Annotated in this window: 11 protein-coding genes; 7 read left to right on the top strand and 4 right to left on the bottom strand. The window is 66.8% G+C overall.

What is annotated here, in order from left to right; genetic code table 11:
- Nucleotides 1–83: 83 nt before the first annotated feature.
- On the top strand, nucleotides 84–4,742 hold the full coding sequence (locus KY501_RS40570; RefSeq protein ID WP_224369276.1) for a myxosortase-dependent M36 family metallopeptidase: 4,659 nt from the start codon (nucleotides 84–86) through the stop codon (nucleotides 4,740–4,742).
- A 6-nt stretch (nucleotides 4,743–4,748) separates the two neighbouring features.
- Here the strand turns inward: KY501_RS40570 and KY501_RS40565 are convergent, their stop codons facing one another.
- On the bottom strand, nucleotides 4,749–5,546 hold the full coding sequence (locus KY501_RS40565) for an SDR family NAD(P)-dependent oxidoreductase (RefSeq protein WP_224369275.1): 798 nt from the start codon (nucleotides 5,544–5,546) through the stop codon (nucleotides 4,749–4,751).
- A gap of 66 nt (nucleotides 5,547–5,612) precedes the next feature.
- Here KY501_RS40565 and KY501_RS40560 point away from each other — a divergent pair, with 66 nt between their 5' ends.
- Together KY501_RS40560 and KY501_RS40555 are read left to right on the top strand one after the other, a co-directional pair.
- Nucleotides 5,613–6,500 (top strand): LysR family transcriptional regulator, encoded by an 888-nt coding sequence (locus KY501_RS40560; protein ID WP_224369274.1) that lies wholly within the window; start codon nucleotides 5,613–5,615, stop codon nucleotides 6,498–6,500.
- A gap of 592 nt (nucleotides 6,501–7,092) precedes the next feature.
- Nucleotides 7,093–8,247 (top strand): Ig-like domain-containing protein, encoded by a 1,155-nt coding sequence (locus KY501_RS40555; protein ID WP_224369273.1) that lies wholly within the window; start codon nucleotides 7,093–7,095, stop codon nucleotides 8,245–8,247.
- Between the two features lie 123 nt (nucleotides 8,248–8,370).
- On the opposite strand, the gene dinB is transcribed toward KY501_RS40555, so the two are convergent.
- Nucleotides 8,371–9,573, bottom strand: coding sequence for a DNA polymerase IV (gene dinB / locus KY501_RS40550; protein WP_224369342.1), 1,203 nt, complete (start codon nucleotides 9,571–9,573; stop codon nucleotides 8,371–8,373).
- 42 nt (nucleotides 9,574–9,615) lie between these two features.
- On the opposite strand from dinB, the gene KY501_RS40545 reads away from it, so the two are divergent.
- The gene (locus KY501_RS40545) at nucleotides 9,616–10,029 is read left to right on the top strand and encodes a secondary thiamine-phosphate synthase enzyme YjbQ (protein WP_224369272.1); all 414 of its coding nucleotides are present in this window, start codon (nucleotides 9,616–9,618) and stop codon (nucleotides 10,027–10,029) included.
- Here KY501_RS40545 and KY501_RS40540 read toward each other — a convergent pair.
- Together KY501_RS40540 and KY501_RS40535 are read right to left on the bottom strand one after the other, a co-directional pair.
- Nucleotides 10,010–10,960, bottom strand: coding sequence for an RluA family pseudouridine synthase (locus KY501_RS40540; protein WP_224369271.1), 951 nt, complete (start codon nucleotides 10,958–10,960; stop codon nucleotides 10,010–10,012). The genes KY501_RS40545 and KY501_RS40540 overlap by 20 nt on opposite strands.
- Nucleotides 10,957–12,147 carry a serine/threonine-protein kinase gene (locus KY501_RS40535; RefSeq protein WP_224369270.1) on the bottom strand — a complete coding sequence of 397 codons (1,191 nt, stop codon included), beginning with the start codon at nucleotides 12,145–12,147 and terminating at the stop codon, nucleotides 10,957–10,959. Before KY501_RS40535 ends, KY501_RS40540 begins: the two co-directional genes overlap by 4 nt.
- A 204-nt stretch (nucleotides 12,148–12,351) precedes the next feature.
- On the opposite strand from KY501_RS40535, the gene uppS reads away from it, so the two are divergent.
- From uppS to rseP, 3 genes are all read left to right on the top strand, one after another.
- Nucleotides 12,352–13,140, top strand: a complete 789-nt coding sequence (gene uppS, locus KY501_RS40530; protein WP_224369269.1) for an undecaprenyl pyrophosphate synthase — start codon at nucleotides 12,352–12,354, stop codon at nucleotides 13,138–13,140.
- Nucleotides 13,137–13,964, top strand: coding sequence for a phosphatidate cytidylyltransferase (locus tag KY501_RS40525; RefSeq protein WP_224369268.1), 828 nt, complete (start codon nucleotides 13,137–13,139; stop codon nucleotides 13,962–13,964). The genes uppS and KY501_RS40525 overlap by 4 nt, the downstream gene beginning before the upstream one ends.
- A 75-nt stretch (nucleotides 13,965–14,039) precedes the next feature.
- Nucleotides 14,040–15,692: an RIP metalloprotease RseP gene (gene rseP, locus KY501_RS40520; RefSeq protein WP_224369267.1), complete on the top strand. Its 1,653-nt coding sequence runs from the start codon at nucleotides 14,040–14,042 to the stop codon at nucleotides 15,690–15,692.
- The last annotated feature ends 22 nt before the right edge of the window (nucleotides 15,693–15,714 follow it).

Below are 15,714 nucleotides of genomic sequence, written 5' to 3'. Positions count from 1 at the left end.
TGTACCTCCGTGGTCGTCGGGACACGGAGTCGAGCCATCACCCGAGCTGCGCCCTGGCGCACTCGACACCCTGGGGGCATGTCGTGAAGCGATGGCACCTGATGTCCACCAGCCTCGTGCTGGTGCTCTCGAGCACTGTGGCGCTCGCACGAGAGCTTCCCGCCTTGGATGCATTCGCATCGAGCACGGTGTCGACACCGCGCTCAGAGCTCCACCGGCCCTCGAGTCCCCTCGGTGTGCATGTCCTGCACTCCGAGCCCAGGCTGGGAGTGCCCACCTTGGTGTGGGGCAATCCCTCGGGAACCGATCCCCGTATCCGCTCCGGCCTCCGGCGCATGGGACCCGAGCAGGCGGCGCGGGCGCACCTGGCCCGGCTCGCCCCGCTGTATGGCCTGGTGCCGCAGGCGGCAGCCCAGATCCAGGCCAGCGTGGAGGAGCCGCTCTCCGCATCGGGCACTGCCCTCATCACCTTCCGGCAGGACGTGGAGGGCATCGAGGTCTTCCGTCACTCGCTCACAGTGGTGCTGAACGAGCAACATGAACTGGTGGGCGTCTCGGGCTACCTCAGCCCCCACGTCGCTCCCGAGACACGCCTGGGCAAGCTGCGCTTCCGCGTGGATGAGCGCGAGGCCATCTCGCTCGCCTACGCGGATCTGAACGGGGAGCGGCTCGAGGTCAGCAGCCTGTCGCCGCTGGCCAAGACTCAGGGGCCGTATACCTCCTTCGACCTCGTGCCTGTGGCACGGGCCCGGTATTCGAGGACGATGGTGACGCCCGCTCGCGTCAAGCGCGTCCTCTACTCGCTCCCGGAGCGGCTGGTGCCGGCCTGGTACGTGGAGCTGACCACGGGGGATGCGAATGGCCAGGACTCGGACTCCTACGCCTATGTCATCGCGGGAGACGATGGGCGGCTGCTCTTCCGCCATGATCTCACCAGCGCGGATTCCTTCTCGTATCGGGTCTGGGCGGATGCCACGGCGCCGTTCACTCCCCAGGATGGGCCCCAGGGGCTTGTGGGCACACCCAACCCCTCGGGCGTGCCGGATGGCTACCAGGCTCCCTTTGTTGCACCGGGGCTTGTGACGCTGCAGAACGCGCCCTTCAGCCAGAACGATCCCTGGTTGCCTGCGGATGCCACGGAGACCGTTGGCAACAACGTGGATGCTTACGTGGACTTCTCCGGAGCCGATGGCCGGGACGCTTCGGACTTCCGAGCCTCGACCAGTGGGCCCAGGAGCTTCGATCGCGTCTATGACGTCTCGTTGCAGCCCGGGGACAGCGTCGGCCAGCGGATGGCGTCCGTGACGCAGGTCTTCTACGTCACCAACTTCTTGCACGACTGGTTCTACGACGCGGGCTTCACCGAGGCGGCGGGCAATGCGCAGATGGACAACTACGGCCGTGGCGGGCTCGGCAATGACCGCCTGCTCGTCGAGGCGCAGGACACCGGGGGGCTGAACAACGCCAACATGGTCATCCCGGCGGATGGAGCCTCGCCCAGGCTGCAGGTGTACCTGTTCGCTCCAAACACGCGCTACGGCATCACCGTCACCGAGCCTCCCGCGATCGCCGGGGAGTATGCGACCGCGCTGGCGGCCTTCGGTCCCCAGGCCTTCGATGTGCCGGCCGATGTGATCCTCGCCGATGACGGGACAGGCACTCGTAGCGATGCCTGCCAGGCCCTCATCAACAGCGTGACGGGCAAGATCGTCCTGATCGATCGGGTCGGTTGCACGAATGTCGCCAAGGTGAAGAACGCGCAGAACGCGGGCGCTGCCGGCGTCATCATCATCAACAGCGCGGCAGGTCCGCCTCCCGCGTTGACGGGCACGGACGCGTCCATCGTCATCCCCACGCTGTCGATGGCCCAGAGCGATGGCAACCTCCTGAAGACCCAGCTCGTCAGCGCGACCGTGAAGGCGAGGCTGCTGCACGAGGGAGCGCCGTATCGCGATGGCTCCGTGGACAACACCATCGTGGCGCACGAGATAGGGCACCTCATCAGCAACCGGCTCATCTCCAACGGCGCGGGCCTGAGCAACAACCAGGGCCGTGCGATGGGTGAGGGCTGGGGAGACTTCCACGCGTTGCTGATGGCGGTGCGCGCGGAGGATGCCCAGTTGCCGGGCAACGACCAGTTCCAGGGCAGCTACGCGATGGGCGGCTATCTCGCGGGGGGAGCGAACTCCAGCGGCGCTCCCAACAATGGCTTCTACTTCGGCCTGCGGCGCTATCCGTACTCGACGGATTTCAGCCGCGATCCGCTCACGTTCAAGCACATCCAGAGCAGCGTGGCGCTGCCCTCGGGGCCTCCGATCAATCCCGTGCCGGCGTCGGCTCCCAACACCCAGGTGCACAACTCCGGCGAGGTGTGGGCGACCATGCTCTGGGAGTGCTACACAGCCCTGCTGCGCTCCAGTCCTCGGCTGACGTTCTCGCAGGCCCAGGAGCGGATGAAGCGCTACCTGGTGATGGCGTACAAGCTCACGCCTCCCTTGCCCACCTTCCTGGAGGCGCGGGATGCGCTGCTCATGGCCGCGTATGCGAACGATCCAGCGGACTTCAAGCTCTTCTCCGTCGCCTTCGCCCGTCGCGGCGCGGGCCTGCGGGCGGTGGCTCCGGATCGCGAGTCCTTGAATCACGCGGGAGTGGTGGAGAGCTTCGTCAGTGGCAAGGACGTGGACTTCGAGGGCGCGGAGCTGGTCGAGGCTCCCGGCTCCTGTGACAATGACGGGATCCTGGACCATGGCGAGGCGGGACTGCTGCGCGTGACGCTGTCCAACACGGGCATCGACACCCTGACGGCCACGACCGCCAGCGTCACCTCGAGCGATTCCGGAATCGTCATCGGGAATGGCGGCCGGTTGACCTTCCCGGCCATCGAGCCCTTCGGCGTGGCCACCGCCGAGATCCCTGTCTCCGCGAGTGGCTCCGCGGCGATCCGGAGCATCCGGTTCGACATCACCTATCGCGACTCGGAGCAGGCCATCCCGGGGGACAGGAGCGCGACCTTCGAGGATCGCATCAACACGGATGAGGCCCCCGAGAGCTCCGTGAAGGATGACGCGGAGAGCCGGCAGGTGGTGTGGACCGCGACGCGAGACACCAGCCTGGGGAACTTCGAGCTCTGGCACCGAGTCTCGGAGTCGACGCTCGCGCACTACTTCCACGGGCCGGATGCGCCCGCCAAGGCGGACATCTACTTCACCTCTCCGCCGCTCGTGGTGGCCTCCACGGGGACGTTCGGCTTCACGTTCCTCCACCGCTTCAGCTTCGACTCCGACTTCGTGGACTTCTATGACGGTGGGGTCATCGAGCTCAGCACGGACGATGGCGCCACCTGGACGGACATCGGCCAGTTCGCCTCGCCGGGGTACATCGGGACGATCTCGCCGTCGGTGAGCAATCCGCTCTCGGGGCGCGATGCGTACGCGGATATCAGCGACAACTATCCGGCCTGGAACCTCGAGACCGTCGATCTGGGAACGACGTACCAGGGGCAGACGGTCCGCATCCGCTTCCGGATCGGCTCGGACAACAACATCAGCGATAAGGGCTGGGACATCGACGATGTGACCTTCTCGGGCCTCGCCAATTCGCCCTTCAGCGCCCTGACCGTGGAGTCCGGTGCCTGCACCAACAATCTCCCCGTGGCCGATGCTGGGCCGGACCAGACGGTGTGGAGGGGAGATACCGTGACGCTCGATGGACGGGGTTCCTCGGATCCCGACACGGGGACGACGCTGAGCTATAGCTGGACGCAGACGGCGGGACCGAGTGTGTCGCTGGTGAATGCAACTACCGCGCAGCCGGGCTTCAGCGCACCTGCGGTGGCGGCGGACACCGTGTTGACCTTCCAACTCACAGTGAGCGACGGGAAGGCGCTGAGCACTGACACAGTGAACGTCACCGTGATCATCGCGAACCGGCCCCCGGTGGCCAACGCGGGGTCGGATCAGACGGTGAGCGAAGGGGGGGAGGTGCTGCTGGACGGGCGAGGCTCCTCGGATCCGGATCTCGGGGCTACCCTGAGCTATGCGTGGACGCAGACGGCGGGGCCCCCCGTGACGCTGCGAGATTCCGCCACCGTGCAGCCGGGCTTCACCGCGCCGGATGTGACTCAGGACACCCTGCTCACCTTCCAACTCACGGTGAGTGACGGAATGGAGTCCAGCACGGATACCGTCGAGGTCACGGTGCAGCGCGTGAACCAGGCGCCCAAAGCAGACGCGGGGAGTGATCAGACGGTCGTCGAGGGCACCACGGTGACACTGGATGGCCGGGGAATGGATCTCGACGGAGATGTGCTCACCTCCGAGTGGATCCAGACCTCCGGGCCGGACGTGACGCTGAGCGATGCCCATGCGCTCGCGGCCACGTTCACGGCTCCCGATGTGAGCGAGCGGACCGAGCTCACGTTCCTGCTGAGGGTGACGGATCCCAGTGGCGATAGCGGAGAGGACACGGTGTCCATCTCGGTGCTCGCGAAGCAGGAGCCTGTGCCAGATGGAGGAACAGACGGAGGCACGGACGGAGGCACGGACGGAGGCACGGACGGAGGCACGGACGGAGGCACGGACGGAGGCACGGACGGAGGCACGGACGGAGGCACGAACGGTGGGGATGTCGAGGCGGAGGGCGGCTGCGGCTGTGGCGCGGGAAGCTCGAACGCCGCTTCGGTGGTGCCGCTGCTGATGCTGGGCATGGCCCTGTTGAGCCGCCGCCGGTGGCCGGGGCGCTGACCGGGTTCAGCGCGCGGGAGCAGGCAGCGTGGGCTGTTTGGGCGCCGCGATGCGCCCGAACAGCTTCGCGACGAAGGCCCGCGGGAAGAGCGGGACCAGGGACGTGCTCACCCTGTTCAAGAGGCCATGGACGGCCGACGGCCGGTTCTTCTGGAAGGCTTCGAGTCCGATCCGCACGACGCCTTCCGGGGATGCTCGCTTCATGCCTCCGCTCGCAGCTTCCCCCGCTCGGGCGAAGAACTGTGTGTCCGTGGCGCCTGGAGACAGGCACACCACGCGTACGCCACGGTCCCTGTATTCGGCCCACAGCGCCTCACTGAACGAGAGCACGAAGGCCTTGGTCGCTCCGTAGACGGCGAAGTACGGCGTCGGCTGGTACGCGGCGACCGAGGCCACCTGGATGATGCCACCCTGCCGCCGCTCGAGCATGGGGAGGAACGCGTGCGTGAGCTCGACGAGGGCTCCGATGTTGAGCTCGATCTGCCCCCGCTGAGATTCGAGGGGGACCTCCATGAACGGGCCGTGTATCCCGAAGCCCGCGTTGTTGATCAGCACGTCGACCTCGAATCCTCGCCGATTCACTTCATCGAACACGCGCTGGGCCGCGCCCGGCGTGGCGAGATCCTCCGCGATGACCTGAGCGCTCTTGAGCTGTGAGGCGAGCGCCTGGAGCTTGTCCTTGCTGCGCGCGACGAGCACGAGCTTCGCGCCGTGTGCATCGAGCTCCCGTGCGAAGACTTCTCCGATGCCCATGGAACTGCCGGTGATCACGACGGTCTTGCCCGCGAAGTCGAAGTCGTTCATGGGCACTTCATAAACAGCCGAGTGGATTTCTGAGAATGGGCATGGGTGGTAATCTCGTTTCCATCCATGGAAACCTCTTACGAGCCGTCATGGGACGATCTGCGGGTACTGCTCGCACTGCACCGCCACGGGAGCTTTCTTGCTGCGGGCCGGGTGCTCGGCATGTCGACTTCGAGTACGTCTCGGCGGATCGAGGCGCTCGAAAAGGCCTTGGGCCGGCCGTTGGTGCACCGATCGAGCGCGGGCACCTCCGTGGAACCGGATGCGCTGGAGCTGATCAACCTCGCGGAGCAGTTCGAGTTCGGATTGCAGGCCGTGAGGCGCGATGAAGGCGACTCCTCACTGAGTGGCTCCGTGCGGCTGTCCCTGTCCGAGGGGTTCATCTCGCTCGCCACCCGGGTGCTCTCGGACTTGAGACGGACACACCCCGCCTTGCTTTTCGAGCTCGTCTCCGAGACGCGCATGGCCGACCTCTCGAAGCGCGAGGCGGACATCGGCATTCGCATCGCTCGATCGACATCGCCAGTGCTCATCGAGCGCGAGATCGGCCGGATCCAGCTCGCGCTCTATGCCGCGCGCTCGTATGTGGAGCGCCGCGTCCGGGATGGCCGGATCAAGCGGGACGACATGGTCCGGCATGACTTCATCGGCTTCGAGACCCACATGAACAAGATGCCGCAGGTCCAGTGGCTGGTCGAACAGGGCGCGAAGCGCTTCGTGTTCCGGAGCAATTCCTACTTTGCGCTCCGGGAGGCGGCCGAACAGGGGCAGGGAATCATCGTGATGGCTGCGGGGCTGGTGATGCCGGGCTCGGAGCTCATGCAACTCGAGACGGAGGCTCGGCTCCCGACCGTGCCGTTGTTCCTCGCCTATCATCAGGAACTGCGCTCCGTGAAACGCGTCCGGCTCGTGGTCGATGCGCTGGAAAAGGCGATGCGCGCGGCGATGGCATAGACAGGGCTGGCGGGGAGCACGCCCAGACGGAGTGTCCATCGACGAAGCACAGACGAGGGGTTAGCTGCCTCTTCACGGGTGGGCTCCTGCGGGGTTGAGAGGGATCTCTTCAATAGGAGATCCACGAGGCGTTGCCTCTGTGCTGGCGCGGCCGCGCCGCCAGCTTTCGCTCGAACTGGGCGCGACCCATGCCTCCTGAAACCACGCGGAGCGTTCCAAGTCTCCTCGAGTGGTACAGCTCTCCACGCCCGGCTCACATAAGCCCATTTGAGACAGCAGCTTCCTGGCGCGCTGATGGCGTCTGCCGGACCAAATCAAAGGGGAAGAAATGAGTGACTTTGAGCGGTGGGGTCTTGGCCTGATTCTATCGATGTCGGCGCTCGTAGGTGCGGGGTGCAACGCCTCAACCTCGCCAGGGACAGGGGCACCCCAGGTCCTGTCTCTGGCTCCAGTCAATCGCACCGTCGAGCGCGGCGAAGCCTTTCAGCTCCTTGTCGAGCGGATCCAGGACGGCCACACCGAGAACCTGACACCGGACACGGTATGGACATTGTCGGATCCGGCCGTTGCAGAGGTAAGCCCCCAAGGGTTATTGATCCCCAAGAAGAGCGGGACTTCGGACATCACCGCCCAGGTGGACGGCCTCTCGGTGACGACCTCCGTGTATGTCCTCGGGCAGCCTGTCGGTATTCAGCTTTCTCCCACGGTGATGCAACTCGCCAAGGGCACCACCACCCACGTGGTCACCACCGTCATCTCCGAGGACAACACCAAGCGCGCCGTGTCCGGGGCGGTGACCTGGGCGAGCAGCGATCCGAACATCGCCGGGGTTTCGGAAGGCACGGTGAGCGGCGTAGCACCGGGCGCCACCACCATTACCCTCGCCAGGAGGGGACAGAGCTTCTCCAGACAAGTCCAGGTGCTGAATGTGACACTCACGTCCATTGTGCCCGGCACCTCACTGGAGTCTCCCATCGTGGTGGGACAGCTTACGTCCATCTCCGCGGAGGGCGTCTTCACTCAGGGACACAGGCAAGATGTCACCGCCTTCCTCAAGTTCGCTCTCGCGAACGAGGAGAGTGGGCGGATCGTTACGCTTGCCGGCAGGGTCGTGACGGCCGTGAAGCCAGGGCGGGCGCTCATCGACGTTACGGGGGCAGAAGGGACTGTCGCCCAGGGTGCGCGGGCGCAACTCGCCGTGGATGTCTTGGATGTGCCCTCGAGCATCAAGTGGGTGGGACCCGTCAAGGCCTCGCTGAAGGGCGCGCCCGTCCCCTTGGCCGTGAATGGGCTCATCGGGACGGTGGAGCGGGACGTGTCCAGTCTGGCCGTTGTCCGTGTTGACCCCACCGGCATCGTGGGGGTCTCGGGTACGACGATCATCCCCATCAAGGCGGGCGAGGTGAAGCTCACCGCCAAGGTGGGGGCGGAGGAGAGTGTGCTGGCGTTCACCGTCGTGGATGCTCCCGTCGCCAGCTTTGCCATCGCCGTGGCCGAGAATCGCAGCGAGACCCTCGCCGCAGGCCAGTCCCTGCCGCTCATGGGCGTGGCGACCTTCGAGCCGGATCTCGTCCAGACGGTGACGCGTCAGGTGCTCTGGCTCTCGGATGCTCCCGCGGTGGCCGTCGTGGACAACGCGGAGCAGACTTCGGGGACGGTGACTGGCTTGAGTGCGGGCACAGCCACCATTCAGGCCTACTACCGCGGTCAGCTCGTAGGCTCGAAGACAATCACGGTCACTCCGTGAACCCTGCGCTGCGTGCCGCCGCCAGCCACGAAGTCTCCGCCTCTCTCCTCGTTTCCAGGCTCTTCATCATCCCGTTTCCCTGCACCGCAGGGCGGTCAGCAAGCACCTGGGGGGAACTGGGCTTCAGTGCCGTCCCCAGGGGTCCTCGTCGTCCGCGGTGCCACCGGTTTCCGCGATGTCCGCGGTGGTGATGGCCTTGGTGCCGAAACGCTCGGCGATGCGGTCCAGCGCCGCGTTGAGCTTCTCGCTGCGTGGCGCGGGCTTCGGAGGTGCGGAGAAGAGTCCGAGCTGCTGGGGCTGCTCTGGCTCGCCGAGGGACTGCACGGACACGCCCGTGAGGCGGATGGGCTTGCCCTCGTGCGCGCGCTCCAGCAGCTCGAGCGCCGCGCGGTAGATCGTCTGCCCATCGTCCGTTGGTGAGGAGAGGGTGGTGCGCCGGGTGATGGTGGTGAAGTCCGAGAACTTCACCTTGAGCTGCACCACGCGCCCTTTCACCTCGGCCTTGCGCAGGCGCCTGCCCACCCGCAGCGCCTGGGCGTGCACGTGGGGCCGCAACAGATCCACGCCTCGCAGGTCCTCTTCGAAGGTGTCCTCCGCCCCCACGCTCTTGGCGGCTCGGTCCGGTACCACCTCGCGAGGATCGATGCCCTGCGACAGCTCCCACAGGTGCCGCCCCTGAGGCCCGAAGCGCTGCTCCAGCCACTCCACGCCTCGCGCCGCCACGTCGCCGATGGTCTTCAGCCCGCCGCGCGTGAGTTCCTCCTCGGTCTTCGGGCCCACGCCCCACAGGCGAGACACGGGCAGCTTCGCCAACGTGGGCACGACTTCTTCGGCGCGGACTTCCCGCTGGCCGTTGGGCTTGGCCAGGTCCGAAGCGATCTTCGCCACGAACTTCACCGGGGCGATCCCCGCGGACGCGGGCAGCTTCACCTCAACAGCGATCTCCTTGCGGATGCGGCGGGCGATCTCCGCGGGTGGGCCGAACAGGCCCACCGAGGCCGTGACATCCAGGAAGGCTTCATCCAGCGAAAGCGGCTCGATCAAGGGCGTGTATCGCTCGAAGATGGCGAATACATGCTCGCTGGCCTCGGCGTAGGCGGAGAAGCGGGGCGTGACGACGATGGCCTGGGGCGCCATCTTCACCGCGCGGGCCATGGGCATGGCGCTGCGCACTCCGAAGGGGCGCACCTCGTAGGAGGCGGCCACCACCACCCCGCGCTGTGCATGGCCGCCGACGATCACCGGCTTGCCTCGCAGGTCCGGGTTGTCCCGCTGCTCCACGGACGCGTAGAAGGCGTCCATGTCGACGTGGATGATGGCGCGCATGACGTCCGTCACTGTAGCGGACCTTGCTGACGAGGCACTCGCATGAAGACCCTCACCGAATACCTCTGGTACGAGACGAAGTCGCGGCGCGAGCTCGTCCGGCTCACGGACACCGTGGCCGGGCTGGTACGCAAGAGTGGCATCCAGGAGGGCATGGTGCTCGTGTCGGCCATGCACATCACCGCGGGCGTCTTCGTCAACGACGACGAGTCCGGGCTCCACGAAGACATCTGGGAGTGGCTCCAGGAACTGGCGCCCCAGGGCCCGGACTACCGCCACCACCGCACCGGCGAGGATAACGGGGACGCCCACCTCAAGTCCCTGCTCATCCATCACCAGGTCATCATCCCCGTGACGGCGGGGAAGTTGGATCTCGGCCCCTGGCAGCAGGTGTTCTACGCCGAGTTCGATGGCCAGCGCCGCAAGCGCGTCATCATCAAGGTGATGGGCGAGTAGCGGGCATCGAGAGGCCGTGCTTCTGCAGCACCGTGGTGAGCTCCGGGGGCACCGGGCTCTCCACGTGCACGGCCTTGCCCGTCACCGGGTGCGTGAACCCGAGCGATTGCGCGTGCAGGAAGAACCGTGAGAGCCCGGGTTCTTCTCGCCCGCCGTAGAGCGTGTCACCCACGAGCGGAGCGCCAACGCCCGCCATGTGCGCGCGCACCTGATGCAGCACGCCCGTGAAGATCCGAACCTCCACCAGGCTGTACTCGCCCGAGCGCCCCAGCACCCGGAACAGCGAGTGTGCCTCGCGAGCCCCCTCTGTCCCATCCACCGCTGGCTCCACGCGATCCGGGTGGCGCGGGTGGTGGCGCAGGGGCAGATCAATCTCTCCCTCCTCCGCCAGCGGCCCCGTCACCAACGCCAGGTAGCGCTTGTCCACGCCCCGGCCTCCGAAGGCCGCGCGCAGCGTGTGCCACGCCTCCCGCGTGCGAGCCGCGAGCAGCACCCCCGAGGTCTCGATATCCAACCGGTGGCACAGCCCGCCCTCCCGCGAATCCTCGGAGGCCGTGGCGCACTCGGGATAGCGGGCCACGAGCGCGTTGGCCACCGTCCCCGTCTCTCCTGGCCGCAGCGGATGCGAGGGCCGTCCCGCCGGCTTGTCCACCGCCACCACCGCTGCGTCCTCGTACAGCACCACCAGCGGGAAGCCCGCGTCCGGTACCGCCTCGCGCGTCTCCTCCTCGTACTCCACCGTGATGCGCTGCCCCGCCGCCACCAGCAGGCCCTTCTTCGCGGCGCGCCCGTTCACCTTGACGGCGCCCTCCTCGAAGAGCCGCTTCAGCTTCGCCCGCGACAGGCTCAGCGCCTCTCCCACGAACAAATCCACTCGCTGGCCCGCCTTCGCGGCGTCCACCGTCAGCGTGTGCACTGTGTCTCCGTTCACTCGGCCAGGGCCTCGTACACTTCTTCGGCCGTCTGGAACCGGTCATCCGGCTCCTTGCGCAGCAGCTTATGAGCCACTCGCGCCAACTGGGGATCTCCTTTCAGGTTGATACCCAGGATCGGAGCAGGCTCCACCTCCAGCACCTGCTGCCACAGCGCGCTCGGCGTCTTCGCATCGAAGGGCGGCCGGCCCGTCATCAGCTCGTACAGGATGACTCCCAGGCTGTAGAGGTCCGCGCGCGCATCCAGCGGCTCACCCAGGATCTGCTCCGGAGACATGTATCGGAACGTCCCCACCATGCGCCCGTCCGCCGTCAGCCCCGCATCATCCGCCAGGAACTTCGCCAGCCCGAAGTCCATCAACCGCACCTGCCGGTCCTCATCCACCATGATGTTCGAGGGCTTGAGATCCCGGTGCACCAACCCGTGGCCATGGATGTAGGCCAACGCCTCACAGACCTGGAGCATCGCGTCCTTCAAGCGGCCCATGCGCTCGGGGCGATTGAGGTCCTCCGTGCGAGCCTCCGCGATGCGGCGCTCGACCAGCTGGACCTTCGGATCCGGGGTCTCGTAGGGCACATCGAAGTCTTCTGGGTCACCTGTGTCCGGCTCATCCGCCGCGTCCGCCAGCGCACGGACCGACTCGGGGCCGGCCCGAAAGCCCGCGTCCTCGCTCGGCGCCTCCTCGTTGAAGGCAGACAGGTTGAAGGGCAGGTTGCCATCGTCCTCCGAGTCCTCCTCCGAATTCTCCTCTGAGTCCGCCTTGAAGCCGTCCTCTGAGTCCGCGTCGTCCGCGTCTTCGTCTCCCCAGGAATCCGAGTCATCCGGCAGTTGGCGCGGCCGGGGCATGGACATGGAGCCCGAGGGCGAGAGCAGATCGGCGCCTCGGAGATTCAGGTAGTTGCGCAGCGTGAGCCCTTCGATGAGCTCCATGACGAGGTAGGGGTAGCCCTGGAAGACGCCCACGTCGAACACGCGAACGACATTGGGGTGAGACAGGTCCGCGAGCGTCTCGTACTCCCGAGCAAGCCGCCGCGCCGCTCGGGTATCCAGAGCAGGTCCCGCGGACAGGAGCTTGAGCGCCACGGGATCGTTGGTACGGCGGTCCAGGGCCCGATACACGGTCCCCACACCTCCACTACCGAGCGTCTCCATGACGCGATAGGGGCCAATCAACTTGGGGGGCATGAGTCTTCCGATCCTACGGAGCAGGTCGCTCCAGGGTCAAACAAGCTCGGGGGCGATTCCATGCGGGGTGGACAACCTGTCCCAATGGCCACTTCGCATGTACGCCGCCCACCCCCACCGAGCGACCGGTCAGCGTCACCCAGCGACCGTCCGCACACACTCTCGTGGACGACGCCGGGCCGTGCCTCTAAGGTGCACCGCTCCATGGAACGCCCCTCAGCCGTCAGCGCGCTAGAACAACAGGTCAAGGCTCGGCCCTTGCCCCGCCACGTGGGCATCATCATGGATGGAAATGGCCGGTGGGCGGAGATTCGCGGGCTGCCTCGGTTGGAGGGTCACCGAGAGGGTTCGACCAGTGTGCGGGAGGTGGCTCGCACGGCCCGCCGGGTAGGGCTGTCGGCGCTCACGCTGTATGCCTTCTCCTCTCAGAACTGGGCGCGCCCCGCGGATGAAGTCGCCGGGTTGATGGAGCTGCTGCGCGACTTCCTCGAGAGCGAGTACTCGGAGATCCTCGACAACGGCATCCGCCTGAATGCCATTGGCGAGGTGGACAAGCTTCCGCGCTACGTGAGGGAGCCGCTCGAGCGGCTGCGCACGGACTCGGCGCACAACCAGGGCATGGTGTTGACGCTGGCGCTCTCGTACGGCGGGCGGGAGGAGATCCTCCACGCCACGCGCGAGATGGCGCAGGCGGTGGCGCGGGGCGAACTGGATCCGGAGCAGATCGGCGAGAAGGAGATGGAGTCTCGCTTGTGGACGCACGGGCTGCCGCAGTTGGATCTGGTGGTGCGCACCAGCGGCGAGTTCCGAGTGTCCAACTTCCTGCTGTGGCAGATGGCGTACGCGGAGCTGTACTTCGCGGACGTGCAGTGGCCGGACTTTCGGGCCGAGGCCTTCCTGCGGTGCCTGGCGCACTACCAGCAGCGGGAGCGGCGTTTCGGGCTGACGTCGGCGCAGATCCAGCGTGAGGAAACCCAGCGGGCCAAGGCGTGAACGAGAAGAACAAGAACCTCGTCGTCCGCATCGTCTCGGCGGTGGTGCTGCTGCCGGTCGTCCTGTTTCTCATCGCCATGGGAGGCGCCTGGAGTGCGGCCCTCTTCGCGGTGGCGGCGGCCGCGTGCACCAGTGAGTACTACTCCATCACCCTCAAGCAGCTCTCGCCGGCGGCATGGGTGGGCATCCTCCTCTCGGGGGTGGTGCCGCTGCTGCCGCTGCGCAGCCCGGAGCACGTGGGAGAGCTGGCCTTCTGGCTCACGGCGGGCCTGTTCTTCTTCGTGTGGACGTACCACCTGATCCGCGGCCCGCTGCCCGAGGCGCCCTTGCGCTCGGCGCACCTGCTCACCGGGTACCTTTATGGAGCCGTGGGGCTGGTGGCTCTGTCCGCGCTGCGCATCCGGGACGAGGGCCTGTCCTGGGTCATCTGTGCGCTGGTCATCACCTGGGCCAACGACACGGCCGCCTACTTCGCTGGCCGCTTCCTGGGCCGCCACAAGCTGTACGTGGAAGTGAGCCCCAACAAGACGTGGGAGGGCTTCTTCGGGGGCATGGTGGGCTCGGTGGGCGGCATGTTCATCGCCCGAGCGGGTTTCTTCCCGCACTTCTCCGTGGCCGACTGCGTGCTCCTGGGCGTGGTGGGCGGGATTGCCGGCCCCATTGGCGACCTGTGCGAGTCCATGCTCAAGCGGGCCTATGGGGTGAAGGACTCAGGCAAGTTGATTCCCGGGCACGGCGGCATCCTGGACCGCATCGACGCGCTGCTGTTCAACGCGCCCCTGGTGTTCATCTACGTGCAGTTCGTTCGCGGGTGGCTGGCGTAGCGGCTGTGTGCTCGGCCGTGCAGTGTGGATGGATGTGCGTTGTCCCTGGACCGGAGCGCGATTAGTCTTGCCGCCATGGCGAGTATCGGGTTCTTCGCGCTTTTGCTCGGCGTGCTGGTGACGGTGCACGAACTGGGTCACTTCCTCGTGGCGAAGGCCTGCGGGGTGAAGGTGCTCAAGTTCTCCTTCGGGTTCGGACCCAAGCTCCTGAGCTTCACCAAGGGGGAGACGGAGTACCAGATCGCGCTGCTGCCCCTGGGTGGCTTCGTGAAGATGGCCGGGGACGTTGCGGGGGAGGATCTGGAGCCCGATGAGGCCCACCGGGGCTTCCTGGCGCAGCCGCCGTGGAAGCGCATGGCGATCGTGCTGGCTGGTCCGGCCTTCAACCTCGTGTTCCCCATCCTCATCTACTTCTTCATCTTCTGGGGGCCCCACGAGGCCATCTCGACGCGGCTGGGTTATGTGCCTCCGGGCACTCCTGCGGCCGCGGCGGGCCTGCGCCCGGGTGACCGGATCCTCGCCGTGGAGGGGGACAAGGTCCGCACCTTCGACGAGATGGCGGAGGCGTTCATCGGTCGTTTCGAGCGCCCCATTCCGCTCACCGTGGAGCGCAATGGCGAGCAGTTCATCGCCAACGTGACGCCGCTGAAGTACGTGGACTCCTCGCCGTTCGAGACCGTCGAGCGCGGCCGGATGATGGTGGAGGCCAACCCGCAGGTGCCGATCGTGGGTGTGCCTCCTGGCTCGGAGGCGGCGCAGGCGGGGCTGAAGACCTTCGATCGCATCGTGGCCATCAACGGCACTCCGGTGCCGGACGAGGCCACGCTGTATCAGGTGCTGGCGAAGCAGGAGGGGCTCCTCAAGGTCACCGTGCAGCGCCTGCAGCCGGTGGAGGTGGGCACGGCGACGCTGAAGGTTCCCGAGCGGGTGGAATTGCAGGTTCCGAAGCAGGCGGGCAAGGAGGGGCTGGCGGCACTGGGTGTGGAGCCGAGGGATCTCTACGTGGCGGCGGTGATGGCGGACTCGCCCGCGGCGGCGGCGGGGATTCGCTCTGGCGATCGGCTCGTGGCGGTCAACGGTGAGCCGCTGACCACGTTCCACATGCTCGACGTGAAGGTGAGCGGGCCGGGCAAGGGAGACTTCACGCTGACGTGGCGGGGCCAGGATGGGGAGCACACGTCGAAGATCTCCCTGGGCGCCATCAAGGAGATGGATGAGCTGGGCAACGTCACCGAGAGCAAGGGACATGGGCTCCGCCCGTGGCTGCTCACCCGGGGCGAGGTGCCGCCGGTGGAGAAGGTGACGGTGACGCTGGAGTGGAACGATGCCCTGAAGCAGGCCGCCAAGGTTGTTCCGAAGATCATCAGCGGAACGGTGGGCGCGCTCGCCGGGCTCGTCACGCGCGATGTGCCGCTGAGCACCATCAGCTCGCCCATTGGCATCGCGCAGCTCGCGGCGCGCAGCACGGAGCTGGGGTGGGACTACTTCCTCAACCTGATGGCCGTCATCTCCATCAACCTGGGCGTGGTGAACCTGCTGCCCATTCCCGTGCTCGATGGCTTCGCCGTGCTGGCCGCGTTGTGGGAGAGCGTCCGTCGCCGCCCCATCCCGGTCCGCGTCCGCGAGGTGGCCAATGTCATCGGTCTGGCGATGCTGGCCGTGCTGATGCTGGTGGCGTTCTACAACGACATCAGCAAGTGGTTCTTCCCCAACGGCATCGGCCGGTGAGCGTGACGTTGGGGCGGTGGCT

Origin of the sequence: Hyalangium versicolor, assembly GCF_020103695.1 — a bacterium.
In the GTDB taxonomy this organism is placed as follows: Bacteria; Myxococcota; Myxococcia; order Myxococcales; family Myxococcaceae; genus Hyalangium; species Hyalangium versicolor.
This window is presented reverse-complemented; position numbering and strand designations above follow the sequence as displayed.

Excerpts from the sequence above, each read along its gene's own strand:
- KY501_RS40565 (WP_224369275.1), bottom strand. The coding sequence starts at position 5,546 with ATGAACGACTTCGACTTCGCGGGCAAGACCGTCGTGATCACCGGCAGT.
- KY501_RS40560 (WP_224369274.1), top strand. The coding sequence starts at position 5,613 with ATGGAAACCTCTTACGAGCCGTCATGGGACGATCTGCGGGTACTGCTC.
- dinB (WP_224369342.1), bottom strand. The coding sequence starts at position 9,573 with ATGCGCGCCATCATCCACGTCGACATGGACGCCTTCTACGCGTCCGTG.
- KY501_RS40545 (WP_224369272.1), top strand. The coding sequence starts at position 9,616 with ATGAAGACCCTCACCGAATACCTCTGGTACGAGACGAAGTCGCGGCGC.
- KY501_RS40535 (WP_224369270.1), bottom strand. The coding sequence starts at position 12,147 with ATGCCCCCCAAGTTGATTGGCCCCTATCGCGTCATGGAGACGCTCGGT.
- uppS (WP_224369269.1), top strand. The coding sequence starts at position 12,352 with ATGGAACGCCCCTCAGCCGTCAGCGCGCTAGAACAACAGGTCAAGGCT.
- rseP (WP_224369267.1), top strand. The coding sequence starts at position 14,040 with ATGGCGAGTATCGGGTTCTTCGCGCTTTTGCTCGGCGTGCTGGTGACG.